Consider the following 17,630-nt stretch of genomic DNA (forward strand, 5'->3'; position numbering starts at 1 on the left):
GGTACGTCGGGAACCACCCTGGCGGGGATGGAGCAGTCGGTCCTACGGCTGCGGCACCAGCCGGAAGGACTGCGCCGCGGTGCCGTTGCAGGTGTACTGGATGAGCTGGACGCTGTCCGCCAAGGACGCTCCCGGTACGTCGAGACACTTGCCGCTGAGACGGTTGACCAGGCGGTAGTAGCCGCCGCCCTCCGATTCGGCCCGCCACTGCTGGTTGTTGCCGCCGCTGTAGGACCAGAGCTGGATCGGCGCCGAGTCGGCGGTCGACACGTTCGTCACGTCGAGCACCTGAGCGCTGTTGTTGCGGTTGTTCACCCGCAGGTAGCCGCCGCTGGTCGGCGCGAACTGGTACTGCTGGGCGGCGCTGCTGTTGCAGGCGTACTGCTGGATGGCGGTGCCGTTCGCGCTGGCGGCGGCCCGCGCGTCCACGCACTTGCCGCTGCCCCGGTTGACCACGGTGTGCCAGGCGGTCGGCGAGATCGGGCCGTCGGTCGGCGGGGGCGTCGTCGGGGGGACGGTGCCGATGCCGGCGAGCCAGTGCAGCCCGTCGATCAGCAGCCGGTTCTGCTGCGCGCTGTCGAAGGTCGACGAGAGGCCGGTGTTGGTGCTGTAGTCCATCGCGTTGTGGCCGAAGTTGGCGTAGAGCATCCTGTACTGCCGGTTGCTCCAGACCAGCGGGTAGTAGCCGCCGTACCAGGACTGGTTGGGGTCGGTGCCGACCGGGAAGCTGGACGGGTCGACCGAGGCGAGGATGTCGATGTTCGGGTTCTGCCGCAGGTCGTTGCTCCAGGAGTACCACTCGCTGATCGACGAGGGAAACGTCGCCGGGAGGTTGCGGGTGGCGGCGTGGGTGCGGTTGTCGGCGCGCATGGTGACCCGGGTGGGCCCCCAGGTGTTCGTCTGGAACGAGCCGGTGCCGAGGAAGGTGTTGTAGTACCAGCTCCAGCTCGACGGGTTGTCGGTCCACGCGCTGACGTGGAAGCCCAGCCACGCCCCGCCGTTCTGCATGTACTGCTGGAACGCGGCGCGCTGCGCGGTGGGCGGCGCGTCGTCCAGGAACATGATCACCTTGTACTGGGCCAGGTTGGCGGTGTTCAGCAGACTCCAGTTGTTGGTGGCCTCCCAGGAGAAGCCGTACTGGGCGGCCGCCTGCGGGAACCAGGCCCGCGCGTCGCGGACGAAGTCGATGTGCGCGGCGTCCCAGGTGCCGTTGTAGAAGGCCAGGACCTTGAACGTCGGCGCGGCCTGCGCGCTGCGCGACGCGGTGACCGCGACGCCGGCGGTGAGCGCGACGACGAGGGCGACGAACAGCGAAAAGATCCGTCTGGTACGGGAGGAGAGTTCTGCGATCACCTGATCGTCCCTTCGGTCGGGACGCGCGCCGCCGCGTCGACGTGAACCATCTGTTCACAAGGTTTACAGATAGATGAGAGGTTATGCCTCACGCCGAACGGCGTCAATCGCGGACCGGCCGGCTAGACGCCGACGGTGCCGTCGATGCCCTCACGGAGGAAATCGGCGTGACCGTTGTGCCGGGCGTACTCGTGGATCAGGTGCAGCATCACCAGCCGCAGCGACACGGTCTCACCGGAGCGGACGTTGTGCCCGGTCACGTCGAGCGACGCGGCCGTCCGCTCGATCCGGCGGGCATGCTCGACCTCGCGCTCCCAGGCGTCGAAGGCTTCGGCACGGGTGGCCGAGCTGGCGTCGTACGCCTTCTGGAAGTCGCCGGCTTCCGACCAGACCAACGGGATGTCCTCGCCGTCGATGACCCGCCGGAACCAGGCGCGTTCCACCTCGGCCATGTGCCGTACCAGACCCAGCAGGGACAGCGTGGAGGGCGGCATCGACTGCCGGCGCAGTTCCTCGTCGGAGAGGCCGTCGCACTTGAGGGCCAGCGTCGCGCGGTGAAAGTCGAGGAAGGCGCGCAGGGTCTCCCGCTCGTCGCCGGTGACCGGGGGGCCGATCCGTTCGGTGGTCATTGAAAGAATCATGCCGGATGGCATCGGGGGCGGTGTGGCGGGCTGCGGTCAGCCGACGGAGGAGCGGGCGACCGGCGCGGCGAAGAACGTGTCCGGGTACGGCTCGTCGCGCAGGCTGTAGTGCCACCACTCACGGTCGTAGTTGACGAACCCGGCGTCGGTCATCAGTCGCTGCAACAACCGGCGGTTGTCCCGCGCCGTCCCGGTGATGCGGGGGTCGGCGGTGTGCGCCCTGGCGTCGAAACAGTCGAAACCGGTGCCCATGTCGATGCTGTTGTCGGCGAAGCGCTGCCCGCGCGGCGCGGTGCAGGCGACCAGCGGTTGCCCGACCCGGTACGGGGGTTGGCTGGCGGCGGGCTCGTCGACCAGGGTCAGGTCCATGGTGCTGCCCCGGCTGTGCGCGGTGGGCGCGCCGATGTAGCCCTCGGCGAAGAGGCGGTCCTTGGCCACGTCCGGGTAGAACTCGGCCTTGGTCTGCTGCTCACCGGGGCGCTTCGACCAGGCGACGAACTCGTCCACCGCCGGCTGCGGGCGGTAGCAGTCGTACACCTTGAGGCTGTGCCCACCAGCCAGCGCGGCGTCCTGCACGCGGCGCAACGCCTCGGCCGCCTGCCGGGTGAGCAGACACAGCGGCTCCGGGTAGCCGGTGATCGGCCGGCCGACGAAGTTGTGCGCCGTGGCGTACCGGATGTCGGCGTGGATACGCGGGTCGAGGTCGGTCAGCACCACGAACCCCGGCAGCCGCTCGGCGGGGGACGGGGTGGGGGTGGGGCTCACCGGCGTCGGCTGCGGCACGGCCGGCGCCGGGCGGTGCTCCGGCCGCGAGCAGCCGCCGAGCAGCACGGCGAGCGCGAGCACGGCGGCGATGCGGTTGCGCACCAGTCCTGTCTATCAGCCCTGGCCGGGGCGTTGTGCGGGATCAGCCCTCGGCCAGGTGCCCCCGCAGGAAGCGCAGCGCCGCCTCGTCGTCGTCGATGCCGCCGGCCTCGTGGCCGTTGTACCGCCAGACCGCCACCTCGGTCGGCCCGGCGTGGGCGTTGATCGCCGCGTAGACCGTCGACGGCGGCACGATCTCGTCCATCAACGCCACCGAGTACCGCGCCGGGCGGCGGCAGCGCCGGGCGAAGTTGACCCCGTCGACGTACGCGAGGGTGGTCAACACCTGTTCCTCGGCGCCGCGGTGGATCGCCAGGTAGTCGCGGATCTCCCGGTACGGGCGGGCGGCGGTGGTCACCACCGCGCGCGGGATGTCGCAGAGGAACGGCACGAACGCGACCACCGCGCGCACCCCGGGTGCCAGTGCGCCGGCCGCGAGCGCCAACCCGCCGCCCTGGCTGTGCCCGAGCACCGCCACCCGGGTCGGGTCCACCACCGGCAGGGTCCGGACGGCGTCCACCGCCCGGACGGCGTCGGTGATCAGCCGCCGGTAGTAGTAGGTGCTCGGATCGGCGATGCCCCGGGTGGCCACTCCGGGCGCCTCCGGGCCGGCGGCGCCGAGGTCCGGGGTGTCACCCCGGCTCCACCCGGAGCCCTGACCCCGGGTGTCCATCTGCAGGTGCGCAAACCCGGCCGACACCCAGAGCAGGTTCTCCAGCGGGTGCCCGCGCCCACCGCCGTAGCCGGCGAACTGGACCACGGTCGGCAACGCCGTGTCGACGCCGCGGGGCAGCCGCAGCCAGGCTCGCACGGGCTGGCCGGCGAAACCCGCGAAGGTCACGTCGAGTACGTCGATGCTCGCCAGCCCGGTCTCGACCGGCTCGGCCCGCACCGGCCAGCCGGCACCCCGGGCTTCCGCCAGGGTGCCGGCCCAGAAATCGTCGAAGTCCGCCGGTTCCCGGACCACTCCGCGGTAGCCGCGCAGTTGGTCCTCAGGTAGGTCGGTGTACACGCCGTCCTCAGTCCATGGGGTTGACGGTGAACAGGGGATGCATCCGGCGGGTGTGGTCCACCCGCCGCACGGGCCCGGTCAGCGCCACGGTCGTCACCAGCCGCGGTCGGGTGCTGGACGAGGAGAGCCGCAGCTCCACCTCGCCCGGCTCGACCACCCGTCGTCCGTCCCGCCCGGTGAACGAGAACACGTCGGCCGGCACGGTGACCTCGACCCGGCAGCGGTTGCCGGCGTCCAGCGGCACCCGCAGGTAGCCGATCAGCCTCTGCACCGGCTGCACCACCGAGGCGACCGGGTCGTGCGCGTAGAGCTGCACCACCTCGCTGCCCCACCGGTCGCCGCTGTTGCGCAGTGTGAAGCCCAGCCGCAGCTCACCGTCGGTCGGGGTCGCGGCCCGCTCGACCGTCAGCTCCGACCAGTCGAATCGCGTGTAGCTCAGCCCGTGCCCGAAGCCGTACGCCGGGGTGGGGTCGAGGTTGGAGACGTCGCTGGCGTGCCCCAGCCGGGCGGCGAGGTAGGTGGTCGGCTGACCGCCGGTGCCACGCGGCACACTGACCGGCAGCCGTCCCTGCGGCTCGACCCGCCCGCTGAGCAGCCCGGCGATCGCCGAGGGCCCCTCCTCACCGGGGAAGAACGACTGCACGATGGCGGCCGCCTCGTCGACCGCCCGGCCCAGCGCGTACGGCCGGCCGGCGATCAGTGTGACCACCACTGGCGTGCCGGTGTCCAGCAGCGCGTCGAGCAACTGCTGCTGCAGCCCCGGCAGTGCCAGCGACTCCGCGTCGCAGCCCTCACCGCTGGTGCCCTGACCGAACAGGCCGGCCCGGTCGCCGAGCGCCGCGATCACCACGTCGGCGCCACGGGCCGCCTCGACGGCCGCGGCGATCCCGTCGGTCTCCGGGCTGTCGACACCCACGCCGACCTCGACGAGCACCTCACTGGCCGGGAACTCGCCGCCCAGCGCCCGGGCCAGGGTGGGCAGGTCGATGCCGACCGGCAGCTGCGGGTGGCGGGACCCGACGTGCACCGGGAACGAGTAGCAGCCCAGCGTCGCCGTCGGGCTGCCCGCCTGTGGGCCGACCACCGCGATCCGCGTCGCCTGGGCCAGCGGCAGGATGCCGTCGTTGCGCAGCAGGACCACCGCCTGCTCGGCCACCTCCCGGGCGAGCGCCCGGTTCGTCGGCGGGTCCAGGTCGACGATGCCGCGCACCGCGTCGGGATTGGCGATATCGACACCGTTGAGCGCCGGCGGCACCGGGCTCCAGTCCGGGTCGAGGAGCCCGAGCTGGGCCTTCTGCGTCAGCACCCGGTGTACGGCACGGTCGACCAGCGCCTCGGGCACCTGCCCGGCGGCGAGCGCCGCGCGCAGCGGCTCACCGAACGTCTTCACGGTGGGCAGCTCGACGTCCACGCCGGCGGCGAGTGCGGCCCCGGCCGCCTCGCCCCAGTTGCCGGCCACACCGTGCAGGGTGTGCAGGAACGCGATGCCGAAATAGTCGGCGACCACCGTGCCGGTGAACCCCCACGTGTCGCGGAGCAGACCGGTGAGCAACTCCTCGTCGGCCGCCGACGGCATCCCGTCGGTGTCGGTGTACGCGTGCATCACCGACCGCACGCCGCTCTCGCGGATCGCCATCTCGAACGGCAGCAGCATCACGTCCGCCCGCTCCCGGGGGCCCATGCCGACCGGCGCCAGGTTGCGCCCGGCCCGTGAGGCGGAGTAGCCGACGAAGTGCTTGAGGGTGGCCACCACCCCCGTCGACTCCAACCCCTGGACGTACGCGGTGGCGACCGTACCGACCAGGTAGGGGTCCTCGCCCACCGTCTCCTCGACCCGCCCCCAGCGGGCGTCGCGGACCACGTCGAGCACCGGGGCGAGCCCCTGGTGTACGCCGAGGCGGCGCAGGTCGGCGCCGATCGTGGCGGCCATCCGCCGGATCAGGCCGGGGTTGAAGGTGGCACCCCAGGACAACGGCACCGGGTACGCGGTGGCGCCCCAGGTGGCGAAGCCGGCCAGGCACTCCTCGTGGGCGAGGGCGGGGATGCCGAACCGGTTGGCGGCGACGATCCGCTGCTGGGTCCGCAGCAGCGACAGCGCGCCGAGCGCCGGGTCGACCGGCGCGGTGCCGAACGGCCGGGTGAGCTGCCCGAGCCCGGTCTCCAGCAGCGCGTCGAGGTCGACCGTCTCCTCCATCTCGTGCTGGTAGGGCGCGACCTCCCCGCCGTCGGCGGACGCGCCGACCCACACGCCGTAGAGCTGTGCGACCTTCTCCGCCAGGGTCATCGCGGCAACCAGGGCGTCGACGCGGGTGGTCAACTCCTGGGTCGGGTCGTTCCAGATCGCGGTGCTTCGTTCGATGTCCAGCGTCACGTTGTCGGTCACTTTCCTCCGACGCCCATCGGCCCCCGTACGAGGGCCGATGGGCGAACAGGTAGACGGTTATGCGGTGTTTCGCCTCTGCGCGTACCGGTGCTGCTCAGCCCTTCACCGCACCCTGCAGGCCACCGACGATCTGCTTCTCGGCGAAGGTGAAGAAGAGAAGTGCCGGCAGCATCGCCAGCGAGGTGAACGCGAGGATTCCCGCGGTGTCGGAGGTGTACTGGCTGGAGAAGTTCTGCACGCCCAGCGGCAGGGTGTGCAGGTCGGCGTCGCCGAGCACGAGCAGCGGCAGGAGGAAGGCGTTCCAACTCGCCACGAAGGCGAGGACCCCGACGGTGACCAGCGCGGGCCGGGACAGCGGCAGCATGACGCGCCAGAGGAAACCGAGCCGGCCCGCGCCGTCGATCGCCGCTGCGTCCTCCAACTCGCGGGGTACGGCGGCCAGGAAGGGACGCAGGATCACGATCGTGAGCGGCAGCGAGAAGGCGACCTGCGGGAGGATCACCGCGTAGTAGGAGTTGATCAGGTTGAGGTCACGCAGCATCAGATAGAGCGGCAGGATCGCCGCCCCGGCCGGGAAGAGCAGACCGAGGGTGAAGAAGGTGTAGAGCGCCTCCCGGCCGCGGAAGCTGTAGCGGGCGAGCACGAACGCGGCGCAGACGCCGAGCAGCACGACGGCGAGCGTCGTACCCAGGGCGATCACCGCGCTGTTGAACGCCTGCTGCCAGAAGTCGCTCCGCGTCAGCACCCTGGCGTAGTTGTCCCACACCCACGGGTCGGGCAGCCCGGCCGGGTCCGCGACGATCTGCGGGGTGGTGCGGAAGCCACCGACGATCACGTAGACCACCGGGGCGATGGAGACGGCGGCGACCGCGAAGGCCAGCCCGTAGGTCAGCGGACTGCCCCACGAGAACGGACGGCGGTGCGGCGACGAGGGGGACGTCAGCGCGTTCTCGGCCACGGTCAGTTCCTCCTTCCGGTGACGGCGCCCTCGATGTCGCGACGGAGGAGAAAGCGCTGGAACAGCAGCGCCGCGACGAACGAGATGACGAACAGGATCACAGCCACCGCGTTGCCGTAACCCCAGAGCCGGGCGAAGAAGCCGTTGTCCACCATGTAGGTGGCCATGGTGGCCGAAGCTCCGAGCGAGCGGACCGCGGGCACCGAGGTCACCCAGATCACGTCGAAGACCTGCAACGAACCGATCATCGACAGGAACATCCAGATCCGGATCGTCGGGCCCAGCAGCGGAAGCGTGACGTGACGCTGGGTCTGCCACCAACTCGCGCCGTCGATGGCGGCGGCCTCGGTCAGCTCGGGCGGCACGTTCGACAGTCCGGCGAGCAGGAGAATGATCGCGAAGCCGACGTACTTCCAGGTGAGGACGACCAGCAGCGTCCAGATGACGATGTCGAGGTCGGCGAGCCACGCCTGCACCAGGCTGCCCAGGCCGATCTGCCGCAGCAGCACGTCGATGGTCCCACCGCCGGTGAGGATCAACTTCCACATGATGCCGACGGTGACCTCGGCGAGGACGTACGGCACGAACATCAGGAGCCGGAACATGGTGCGGCCGCGGAAACGACGGTTGAGCAGCAGGGCCACGGCTAGGGCGATGGGGCCCTGGAGCAGCAGTGACCCGAACACGATGATGGCGTTGTTGCGCAGAGCGTCCAGGAAGATCGGGTCCTGGAAGGCGAGGATGTAGTTGTTGAATCCGACGAACTCGGTGGGCGGCCCAACCCCGCGCCAGCGGAAGAGGCTGTAGTAGACCGCGAAGCCCATCGGCACCAACACGAACATCACGTAGACGGCGACCGCCGGCGTGGTGAGCCCGATGATCTCGTACCACTTGCGTCTGGTCTCGGCAGCGCGGGACGACGGGCGCCGGGCGGCCGGGGGGCCCGCCGGCGGCACGGATGCGCCGCCGGCGGGGCTGAGGGTCGGGTTGGTGGAGGTCACTTCTTCGCGGCCGCCTTCATCGCCTCGACGACCTTCTCCGGGGTGCCGCTGCCGGCGAAGATGGCGACGACCCCGTCGTTCATCGCGTTGCCGACGGTGCTGCCGAACGCCGTGTCCAGCCAGAGCTGCACATACGTCGCACCGGAGGTGGCCTCCAGGATGGACTTCAGGCCGGGGTCGGTGACGCCGGCCTCCGCACCCTTGGCGGCGGGCAGGCCGGTGCCGGTCTCGGCGTAGCCCTTCTGCACCTCGGGGCTCACGATGTACTTGAGGAACTCGACGCACTCGGCCGGGGCGTTCTTGGCACAGGCGAACCCGTCGCCGCCGCCGAGGGCCGCCTTCGGGTCACCGGCGGAGCCGGCGATCGCCGGTACGGGGAACCAGCCGAGGAACTTCTTGAGCGCCTCCGGGTCCGCGGCGACGGTCTCCAGGGTGCCGCGGTTCCAGTCGCCCATCAGCTCCATCGCGGCCTTGCCGTTGGCGAGCAGACCGTTGGCGCTGGTCGGGTCGTTCTGGCCCGGCGTGGCGATGAAGTTCGGCTGGAACGGGTTGGTGCCGATGAAGGACTTCAGGTCCTGGCCCGCCTTGACGAAGCACGGGTCGTCGAAGACCAGGTCCACCGACGCCTTCTTCAGCGTGTCGACCGAGCAGGCACGCAGCGCGAAGTTGTACCACCAGTGCGCGGCGGGCCACTTGTCACCGGCGCCCAGGGCGATCGGGATGACGTTGATCGCCTTGAGCTTCGTGACGGCCTGGTTGAGCTCCTCGATGGTGGTGGGAGGAGTGGTGATGCCCGCTCGCGCGAACATGTCCTTGTTGTACCAGATGCCCTCGATGCCCATCCGGTACGGCAGGCCGTACTGCTTGCCGCCCACCTGCCAGATCTCGGCCGCGCTGCCGACGTTGGCAATCTCGGCCTTGGCCTCGTCGGTGATGTCCTTGAGGTAGTCGGCCTCCACCTGTTCACGCATCTCGCCGCCGCCCCACGCCTGGAAGATGTCCGGCGGGTCGCTGCTCAGCAGCGCAGCGGGGAGGCGGGTGCGCTGGAGTTGGTTGGTCTCGATCCCCTCGATCTGGATCGTGACGGTCGGGTGCAGTGCGGAGAAGTCCTTCGCGACCTTCTCCCAGTACGTCTTGCCAGGCCCGTCCTGGGAGGCGTTGTGCCACCAGGTCAGGGTCACCGGGTTCTTGTAGAGCTCGTTCTCGGCGGGTGCCTCGCTGTCGCCGCCGTTACACCCGGCGACAAGCAGTGCGGTGGTCACGAACAGCGCCAGGGTGGCGCCCGCGCGGTGCTTCATCGCCATCGACACGTCTCCTCGACTAGCAGTGGCGGTACTTAGGTGCGGCGAGTTTTACAGTCCCGTAACGGGGTGTCAACCGTTGTCGATAACGTTTTCGATTCCCTTGCGAGGAGTCCCAGCTGGCCCTCTATCATCGTCGGCGTGACGTTCCCCGAGCGTGTCAAGATGTCGGACGTGGCCCGTACGGCCGGCGTCTCGGTGGCGACCGTGTCGAAGGTCGTCAACGGTCGCTACGGCGTGGCGCAGGCGACCGTGGCGCGCGTCCGGGAGGTCATCCACCAGCTCGGCTACGAGGCCAGCCTCGGAGCGCAGAGCCTGCGCAGCCATCGGACGAACGTCCTGGGCATCCTGGTCGCCGAGTTCGAGCCGTTCTCGACCGAGCTGCTCAAGGGCGCGTCGAAGGAGGTCGCCGGGACCGGCTACCAGCTGCTGGCCTACTCCGGCGGCGACGGCGACGGCACGGCCGTCGGCTGGGAGCGGCGCTCGCTGGCCCGCCTGTCCGGGACGCTCATCGACGGGGCCGTGATCGTCACGCCGACGGTGGTCGAGACCAAGCAGGGCTTCCATGTCGTGGCCGTCGACCCCCACACCGGCCCGTCGGGGCTGCCCACCGTCGACTCCGACAACTTCGCCGGCGCGGTGCTCGCGACCAACTATCTGCTGTCACTCGGTCACCGCCGCATCGGCCACGTCAGCGGTCGCCCCGACCTCGAGTCGGCGCGCCTTCGCGAGGCCGGCTTCCGCCGGGCCATGGCCGACGCGGGCGTCGCGGTCGACGAACGACTCGTCCGCGTCGGCGGTTTCCGGGTCGAGAGCGCCGCCGCCACGGCCGCGGATCTGTTGGCCCTACCCGACCGGCCGACCGCCGTCTTCGCCAGCAACGACCTCTCCGCGATCTCCACGATGGACACCGCCCGGAGCATGGGCCTCAGGGTGCCCGACGACCTGTCCGTGATCGGCTTCGACAACATCCCCGAGTCGGCGCTGGTCACCCCGCAGCTCACCACGATCGCGCAACCCCTGCAGCGCATGGGCGCCGAGGCGATGCGGCTGCTTATCGACCTCGTCGGCGGCGTCGAACGCGACCCGCACGTCCGGCTGCCGACCGAACTGGTCGTCCGGTCTTCCTGCGCCCCGTACACCCCCTCCCCCGGGCCTGATCGGCCGCCGTCGGCCAGCGGCTGAACGGCGAGGTCACGGGCGCTGCGCCGGGTCCGACGACGCGCCGGCCCGTGCCGATCAGCCGGACTTCCGGGAATTCTCCGCAACCTCCCGGAACACGGCGGCGATGCGCCCTGTCGCCAGCCCCCCGGTCCGTGCGGCAAGATGACCGATGGGACGGGCACGCTGCTCCGGGGCATCCCGGTGCCGGCGTTCGGCCCGCTCCCGAAAGAACAAAGGAGACGCGGGTGGACGCGGACGACGGACGCAGGGTCACCATCAGCGCCATCGCGCGAGAGGCCGGAGTCTCGGTGCCGACCGTGTCCCGGGTGCTCAACAACCGCTCAGACGTGGCCCCCGGCACCCGGGAACGGGTCGAGGAGTTGCTGCGCCACCACGGCTACCGGCGTCGCGTCAGCCGCACGGTGCAGCCCGCCGGCCTGGTCGACCTGGTCTTCAACGACCTGGACAGCCCCTGGGCCGTGGAGATCATCCGCGGGGTCGAGGACGTCGGGCACGCCGCCGGCATGGGCACCGTGGTCTCCGCGATACACCGACAGTCCACCGCCGCCCGGCAGTGGCTGCAGAACCTGCGCACCCGGGCCACCGACGGCGTCATCTTCGTGACCTCGCACGTCAGCCCGCCGCTCTACGCCCAACTGCGGCGACTCAACGTGCCCGTGGTGGTGGTCGACCCGGCCGGCGTGCCCGCCATCGACGTGCCGACCATAGGGGCCACCAACTGGGCCGGCGGACTCGCCGCGACCGAACACCTGCTCTCGCTCGGGCATCGGCGGATCGGGTTCGTGGCCGGGCCGACGCACCTGCTGTGCAGCCGAGCCCGGCTGGACGGCTACCGGGCCGGGCTGGAGGCCGCCGGCCTGCCGCTGGAGGAACACCTGCTCCGACCCGGCGACTTCTACCACGCGTCCGGCTTCGCCGCCGGGTCCTCGCTGCTGGACCTCGACGAGCCGCCGACGGCGATCTTCGCGGCGAGCGACCAGATGGCGTTCGGCGTCTACGAGGCGATCCGGCAACGCGGCCTCCTGGTCCCGGGCGACGTCAGCGTGGTCGGCTTCGACGACCTGCCCGAGGCGCGGTGGGCGTCGCCGCCACTGACCACTGTGCGGCAACCGCTTGTCGAGATGGGTCGGCTTGCCGCGCGGACCGTCCTGCGACTCGCCCAGGGCGAGGCCATCGACTCCCCCCGGGTGGAACTCGCCACCGAACTGGTGGTCCGCGACAGCACGGCCGCGCTGCGGGTCGGGTCGTCGCGAGCGTCGTGACGGCCGACCCGCAGCCGCCGGGCGGCCCCGAGCACTTCCGGTCCGGGCCCGAGAATTCCGCCAAAACCGCCGGCGACGCCGCGCCGGCCGGATCGGTTCCCGGTCGGCGCGGCGCCGAGATGAGCCGTCAGCGGTGGTGGTGCCGCAGGGCCTTGCGGATGTCGACCGGCAGCGCGGGCGCGCCGTCGACAGGCGCCGGGTCCTCCTCGGTCGGGGCCACTCCCCCCGCCGCGATCCGGTCGAGCGTGGCCAGCCCGGCCGGGTCCACCGAGCCGAAGACGGTGTAGTTCGGCCGCAGCGCCGAGTCGGCGTAGACCAGGAAGAACTGGCTGCCGTTGGTGTCCGGGCCGGCGTTGGCCATGGCGAGCGTGCCCCGGGCGTAGAGCCGGCGCTCGCCCGTCGGATCGGTGGGCGCCGGGGGCAGGTCGGTCGGCAGCTCGTCGGCGTAGCGATAGCCGGGCCCGCCGGAACCGGTTCCGGACGGATCCCCGCACTGCAGCACGCTGAGCGTGGGGTACGCGGTGAGCCGGTGGCAGAAGGTCCGGTCGTAGAAGCGGTGGCGGGTCAGGTGCAGGAAGCTCTGCACCGTGCACGGCGCCGCCGCCCGGTCCAGGAGCAGCCCGATCGGGCCGTGGTTGGTCCACAACGTGACAGGGACGGTGCCCCGGTCCGGCGTACGTCGCGGGTCGGGCGGCAGCGGGACCGGTCGGGCTGCCGGCTCCTCCGGTGTGGCGAGATAACCGCACGGGCCGTGGGTGCCGCCCGAACCGGCCGGGGCGACGGCCGGGGCGGCCACCGCAGCGGCGCCGCCGGCGGCGACCAGCGCCCCGACGAGCAGCGCCACGCTGGCGAGGCGGGTCAGCGTACGGGTAGGGCGGCGCGGGTCGGGAATGGACTGCGGTCGAGGTTCACGCGACACGGGGATCCTCCTGGACTCGTGGTGCCGGAGCGACCGGAGTCTATGGATCCCGTCAGCGCTTGTCGATCCGTGGCCGACCGACCGGCGGCTGGCCCACCCGAGTCAGGGCGCCTGCCGGCGGGCGGCCCGACGGCGCCACAGCAGCCCGGCGAGCAACAGGACTGCCGCGGCGCCGATCAGCCCGGCCGCCGCCCACACACCCGACGTCCCGCCGCCGACCGGACCGCTCGCGGCGGCCGGTCGCGCCCGTCCAGGGGCGGCCGGCGAGGACGGGGTGACCGTCGGTGTCGCGGACAGCTCCCCGGGCTCGACCAGCCGACCGACCGAGGCCGACCGAGGCAGCGCGAATCCCCAGTCGAGCAGCGCAGCGCCCTGCTCCCAGCCACGCATCGGCTGCGGCTCGCCGCCCAGCAGTGTGACCACCAGCCGGCGACCGTCGCGCTCGGCGGCACCGACGTAGGTGTGCCGGGCCAGGTCGGTGAAGCCGGTCTTGCCACCCAGCGCACCCGGGTACTGGTAGATCAACTGGTTTTCGTTCTGGATCTGGAAGCCCTTGGTCCGCTTGGCCGGCTGGGCCGGGATCTGGGTCCGCTCGGTGAGCACGTACCGACGGAAGGTGGCGTCGGCGAAGCACTCGCGGGCGATCAAGGCCAGGTCGTACGCGCTGGTGAACTGCCCGCGTCCATCGAGCCCGGAGGGGGTGACCGCGTGCGTCTGGAGCGCGCCGAGCCGGCGTGCGTACTCGTTCATCGCCCGCACCCCGCCGGCCGCGCCATCGGCGCCTCCGCCCAGCCGGGCCAGCACGTTCGCCGCCTCGTTGCCGGAGTTGAGCAGCAGCCCCAACCAGATCGTCTCGACGCTGTACCGGCCCCCTTCGACCAGACCGACCGCCGACGACCCGGGCTCGATCTCCATGTCCGCCGCCGTGACCGTCACGACCTGCTTCGGGTCCAGCCGCGGCAGCATGGTCGCGGCCAGCAGCAGCTTCTGCACGCTGGCCGGGGTCCCGTATTCGTGCGGGCCGCAGCCGCCAAGCACCCGCCCGGTGTCCAGGTCGGCGACCAGCCAGGAAGTGGCGGTGATCTTCGGCGGCGCGGGCGCCCCTGCCGGCACGGCCAGCCCGACGGTGTCCAACTCCGGCCCGCCCACGACCCGGTCCTCGGGCACCACCGGCGGCGGGGACGGGCGCGGGGGCCGGGAAACCGCCGGCGCCACCGCCCGTGGGCAGGGCACGCTCTGCGCCGCGCCGCCTCGCCCCGCCCATTCGGCGGCCGGGGCGGGGTGGCCGGCGGCCGGAACGGCCCCGCCGGTGGAGAGCAGGACGGCGGTCGCCGTGGTCGCCAGCAGCCGGACTCTCATGCCAAGCACCCTAATCCGGGACGAGATCCCGCCGGAGGGGGACCACGGGCTGGACCGGTGGCGGCATGCCGTACACGTGTCCTCGGACCGATCGTCGACCACCGGGATCTGCTCGTGCTGCGCTGAGGCCGACCGGTCAGCCAGCCCCGGGTCCGGCCGCCCCGGCGGACGCCCGGTGGCACAGGTAGTCGTGCAGCGCCGCGGAGGCCCGCAACCGGCGCAGGCTGCGGGCGTGCAGCTCCTGCTCACGGCGGGCCAGCTCGGCGCGGACCCGTTGGGCGCTGCCGGTGGTGCGCAGCTCGCCCAGCACCGCCTCGATGATCTCGAACGGGTAGGCGCCCCGGCGCAGCAGCGCGACCACCTGCGCGGCGCGTAACTCGGCCTCGTCGTACACCCGGTAGTTGGTGCCCGGGGCGCGGCCCGGCCGGAGCAGGCCACGTTCCTCCCACAGCCGCAACTGCGGGGTCCGGACGCCGACCAGAGCGGCGACCTCGCCGATGCGGGCGCCACGCCGTGGCGCGGGCCGGGCCGTCGGTGGGCCGGCCAGCACGGTCTCGAAGGCGCCGAGCACCCGGCGGATCTCGGCGCGCTCCCGGTCCAGCTCGGCGTGGCCGTTGTCGAGCGCGGCGAGGGCCGCCGGCAGGTCGCCCCGGTGCACCGCCGCCATGATCTCCCGGGTACGGCTCCAGCCGTGCCCCTCGGCCAGCCGCCGCGCCACGGTCAGCGCCCGCGCGTGCTCGGTCGTGAAGATCCGGTAGCCGCTCGCGGTACGTCGCACCGCTGGCAACACTCCCATCTCGACGTAGTTGCGTACCTGCTGCACGGAGATCCCGACGGTGGCCGCGAGGTCCACGGCGCGCAGGCGATCCTTCGGCCCGGTGTCCACGGCAGCGACCGTACCGCTTGTCACGTGATTTGAGACTTAACGGAGCACTTCTTCATGCCCAGCAGCGGAGTCTCGGCAAAAGTCTCTACACGGGGATGAATGAGACAATGGAACCCGCAACTGCCCAGGGGGAAGAAACCCCGCCACGATTCCGTGAAGGGTTCGCATGTCGCAGCCAGCATGGTCCGCCGCCGACAGCCACGAGATGATCGAGGTACGCGGAGCGCGGGAGAACAATCTCGCCAACATCTCGGTCGACATACCCAAGCGCCGGTTGACCGTCTTCACCGGTGTCTCCGGGTCAGGCAAGTCGTCGCTGGTCTTCGGCACCATCGCCGCCGAGTCCCAGCGCATGATCAACGAGACCTACAGCGCTTTCCTCCAGTCGTTCATGCCGAACCTCAACCGTCCGGACGTCGACTCGCTGCGCAACCTCAGCGCGGCAATCGTCGTCGACCAGGAACGGATGGGGGTCAACTCCCGCTCCACCGTCGGCACTGCCACCGACGCGTACGCCATGCTGCGGATCCTTTTCAGCCGCCTCGGCCAGCCGTCCATCGGCGGCGCCGGGGCGTTGAGCTTCAACCTGCCCGAGGGCATGTGCCCCACCTGCGAAGGGCTGGGCCGGGTCTCCGACCTCGACGTCAACGAGCTGGTCGACGTCGAGCGCTCCCTCAATGACGGGGCGATCACCGTGCCCAACTTCGCTGTCGACTCCTGGTACTGGCAGACCATCGTCGGCTCCGGCCTGTTCGACCCGGACGTCAAACTCCAGGACTTCACCCCGCAACAGTGGGAGGACTTCCTGCACAAGCCGGCCACCAAGATCAAGGTGGGCAGCAACAGCTGGACGTACGAGGGTCTGGCCGTCAAGGTCAAGCGGCTCCTCCTGGCCAAGGACCGCGAGTCGATGCAACCGCACATCCGCGCCTTCGTCGACCGGGCGGTCACCTTCACCAGCTGCGGCGACTGCGGCGGCACCCGACTCAACGCGGCGGCCCTGTCGTCGCGGATCGCCGGGCACAACATCGCCGACTGCTCGGCCATGCAGATCAGCGACCTGGCCGCGTTCGTCAGGGGTATCGACGACGCGGCGGTGGCGCCGCTGATCGCCAATCTGCGCGACCTGCTGGACTCCCTGGTCGAGATCGGTCTGGGCTACCTCAGCCTGGACCGTGAGTCGGCGACCCTCTCCGGCGGTGAGGCGCAACGGGTGAAGATGGTCCGGCACCTCGGCTCCAGCCTCTCCGACGTCACGTACGTCTTCGACGAACCCACCGTCGGCCTGCACCCGCACGACATCGCCCGGATGAACGACCTGTTGCTGCGGCTGCGCGACAAGGGCAACACCGTGCTGGTGGTGGAACACAAGCCGGAGACGATCGCGATCGCCGACCACGTGGTCGACCTCGGTCCGGGGGCCGGCGCCGACGGTGGCCGGATCTGTTTCACCGGCGACGTCCCCGGGCTGCGCCGCTCCGACACGCTCACCGGCCGGCACCTGGATCACCGGGTGACCCTGCGCGACGAGGTACGCCGACCGACCGGGCAACTCGCCATCCGCCAAGCCGACCTGCACAACCTGCGCGACGTGGACGTGGACATCCCGCTCGGGGTCCTCACCGTGGTCACCGGCGTGGCCGGCTCCGGCAAGAGCTCACTGATCCACGGGTCGCTGCGCGGTCGCTCCGGGGTCGTCATCGTCGACCAGTCCCCGATCCGTGGCTCACGGCGCAGCAACCCGGCCACCTACAGCGGGCTGCTCGACCCGATCCGTACCGCCTTCGCCAAGGCCAACGGGGTCAAGGCCGCGCTGTTCAGCGCCAACTCGGAGGGCGCCTGCCCGGCCTGCAAGGGGATCGGGCTGATCTACACGGACCTGGCGATGATGGCCGGCGTGGCAAGCGTCTGCGAGCGGTGCGAGGGACGGCGGTTCACCGACGAGGTGCTCACGTACACGCTGCGCGGCAAGAACATCAGCGAGGTGCTGGCCATGTCGGTCACCGAGGCGTACGCGTTCTTCCCCAGCGGGGCGGCCCACGTCATCCTCGGCCGGCTGGTCGACGTCGGGCTGGGCTACCTCAGCCTCGGCCAGCCGCTGACCACCCTGTCAGGCGGGGAGCGGCAACGGCTCAAGCTCGCCATCCACCTGGCCGAGAAGACCAGCACGTACGTGCTGGACGAGCCGACCACGGGCCTGCACCTGGCCGACGTGGACCAGTTGTTGGCCCTGCTGGACCGGATGGTCGACGCCGGCAACACGGTGATCGTCATCGAGCACCACCAGGCGGTCATGGCACACGCGGACTGGCTCATCGACCTCGGCCCGGGCGCCGGGCACGACGGCGGCCAGATCGTCTTCACCGGCACGCCCGCCGAGCTGGTCGCCCACGGCGACACCCTCACCGCCAACCACCTCCGCGAGTACGTCCGCGAACCGGCGGCGGTCGTTCAGAGGTAGGCGCGTCTGGGGTGCGGGCTGCCTCCGCGGCCCGTCGCACCCGCC

The 17,630-nt window shown here is 71.3% G+C and carries 14 protein-coding genes; 3 read left to right on the plus strand and 11 right to left on the minus strand.

Features of this window, described 5'->3' with window-relative positions:
- Positions 1-42: 42 nt before the first annotated feature.
- The 8 genes from ACQEUX_RS09920 to ACQEUX_RS09955 all read right to left on the minus strand — a co-directional run bounded on the left by ACQEUX_RS09920 (position 43) and on the right by ACQEUX_RS09955 (position 9,516).
- Positions 43-1,353 (minus strand): RICIN domain-containing protein, encoded by a 1,311-nt coding sequence (locus ACQEUX_RS09920; protein WP_433044527.1) that lies wholly within the window; start codon positions 1,351-1,353, stop codon positions 43-45.
- 122 nt (positions 1,354-1,475) lie between these two features.
- Positions 1,476-1,982: a DinB family protein gene (locus ACQEUX_RS09925; RefSeq protein WP_433044530.1), complete on the minus strand. Its 507-nt coding sequence runs from the start codon at positions 1,980-1,982 to the stop codon at positions 1,476-1,478.
- 48 nt (positions 1,983-2,030) lie between these two features.
- A complete protein-coding gene (locus tag ACQEUX_RS09930; protein ID WP_433044533.1) occupies positions 2,031-2,861 on the minus strand; it encodes a M15 family metallopeptidase in 831 nt (276 codons plus the stop codon).
- 40 nt (positions 2,862-2,901) lie between these two features.
- Entirely contained in the window at positions 2,902-3,870 is a 969-nt protein-coding gene (locus ACQEUX_RS09935) for an acetylxylan esterase (protein ID WP_433044536.1), read from the minus strand.
- Positions 3,871-3,877: 7 nt separating this feature from the next.
- Complete coding sequence (locus ACQEUX_RS09940; protein ID WP_433044539.1) at positions 3,878-6,253, minus strand: beta-glucosidase family protein; 2,376 nt, start codon at positions 6,251-6,253, stop codon at positions 3,878-3,880.
- Between the two features lie 94 nt (positions 6,254-6,347).
- Complete coding sequence (locus ACQEUX_RS09945) at positions 6,348-7,211, minus strand: carbohydrate ABC transporter permease (protein ID WP_433044542.1); 864 nt, start codon at positions 7,209-7,211, stop codon at positions 6,348-6,350.
- Positions 7,212-7,213: 2 nt separating this feature from the next.
- A complete protein-coding gene (locus ACQEUX_RS09950; protein ID WP_433044545.1) occupies positions 7,214-8,212 on the minus strand; it encodes a carbohydrate ABC transporter permease in 999 nt (332 codons plus the stop codon).
- Positions 8,209-9,516: an ABC transporter substrate-binding protein gene (locus ACQEUX_RS09955; RefSeq protein ID WP_433044548.1), complete on the minus strand. Its 1,308-nt coding sequence runs from the start codon at positions 9,514-9,516 to the stop codon at positions 8,209-8,211. The genes ACQEUX_RS09950 and ACQEUX_RS09955 overlap by 4 nt, the downstream gene beginning before the upstream one ends.
- A gap of 138 nt (positions 9,517-9,654) precedes the next feature.
- On the opposite strand from ACQEUX_RS09955, the gene ACQEUX_RS09960 reads away from it, so the two are divergent.
- Positions 9,655-10,698 (plus strand): LacI family DNA-binding transcriptional regulator, encoded by a 1,044-nt coding sequence (locus tag ACQEUX_RS09960; protein ID WP_433044551.1) that lies wholly within the window; start codon positions 9,655-9,657, stop codon positions 10,696-10,698.
- A 224-nt stretch (positions 10,699-10,922) separates the two neighbouring features.
- Entirely contained in the window at positions 10,923-11,960 is a 1,038-nt protein-coding gene (locus ACQEUX_RS09965) for a LacI family DNA-binding transcriptional regulator (protein ID WP_433044554.1), read from the plus strand.
- A 127-nt stretch (positions 11,961-12,087) separates the two neighbouring features.
- On the opposite strand, the gene ACQEUX_RS09970 is transcribed toward ACQEUX_RS09965, so the two are convergent.
- From ACQEUX_RS09970 to ACQEUX_RS09980, 3 genes are all read right to left on the minus strand, one after another.
- Positions 12,088-12,852, minus strand: coding sequence for a peptidylprolyl isomerase (locus ACQEUX_RS09970; protein WP_433049725.1), 765 nt, complete (start codon positions 12,850-12,852; stop codon positions 12,088-12,090).
- Positions 12,853-12,981: 129 nt separating this feature from the next.
- The gene (locus ACQEUX_RS09975) at positions 12,982-14,238 is read right to left on the minus strand and encodes a D-alanyl-D-alanine carboxypeptidase family protein (protein ID WP_433044557.1); all 1,257 of its coding nucleotides are present in this window, start codon (positions 14,236-14,238) and stop codon (positions 12,982-12,984) included.
- Positions 14,239-14,374: 136 nt separating this feature from the next.
- Positions 14,375-15,124, minus strand: coding sequence for a MerR family transcriptional regulator (locus ACQEUX_RS09980; RefSeq protein WP_433044560.1), 750 nt, complete (start codon positions 15,122-15,124; stop codon positions 14,375-14,377).
- Positions 15,125-15,290: 166 nt separating this feature from the next.
- On the opposite strand from ACQEUX_RS09980, the gene ACQEUX_RS09985 reads away from it, so the two are divergent.
- Positions 15,291-17,585, plus strand: coding sequence for an ATP-binding cassette domain-containing protein (locus tag ACQEUX_RS09985; RefSeq protein ID WP_433044563.1), 2,295 nt, complete (start codon positions 15,291-15,293; stop codon positions 17,583-17,585).
- Positions 17,586-17,630 lie beyond the last annotated feature (45 nt).

The sequence above is a fragment of the Micromonospora sp. CA-259024 genome, assembly GCF_050936255.1.
Classification (GTDB): Bacteria; Actinomycetota; Actinomycetes; order Mycobacteriales; family Micromonosporaceae; genus Micromonospora.

Bases quoted from the DNA above. Each gene is read 5' to 3' on its own strand.
- ACQEUX_RS09975 (WP_433044557.1), bottom strand. From the start codon at position 14,238: ATGAGAGTCCGGCTGCTGGCGACCACGGCGACCGCCGTCCTGCTCTCC.
- ACQEUX_RS09925 (WP_433044530.1), bottom strand. From the start codon at position 1,982: ATGACCACCGAACGGATCGGCCCCCCGGTCACCGGCGACGAGCGGGAG.
- ACQEUX_RS09955 (WP_433044548.1), bottom strand. From the start codon at position 9,516: ATGGCGATGAAGCACCGCGCGGGCGCCACCCTGGCGCTGTTCGTGACC.
- ACQEUX_RS09985 (WP_433044563.1), top strand. From the start codon at position 15,291: ATGTCGCAGCCAGCATGGTCCGCCGCCGACAGCCACGAGATGATCGAG.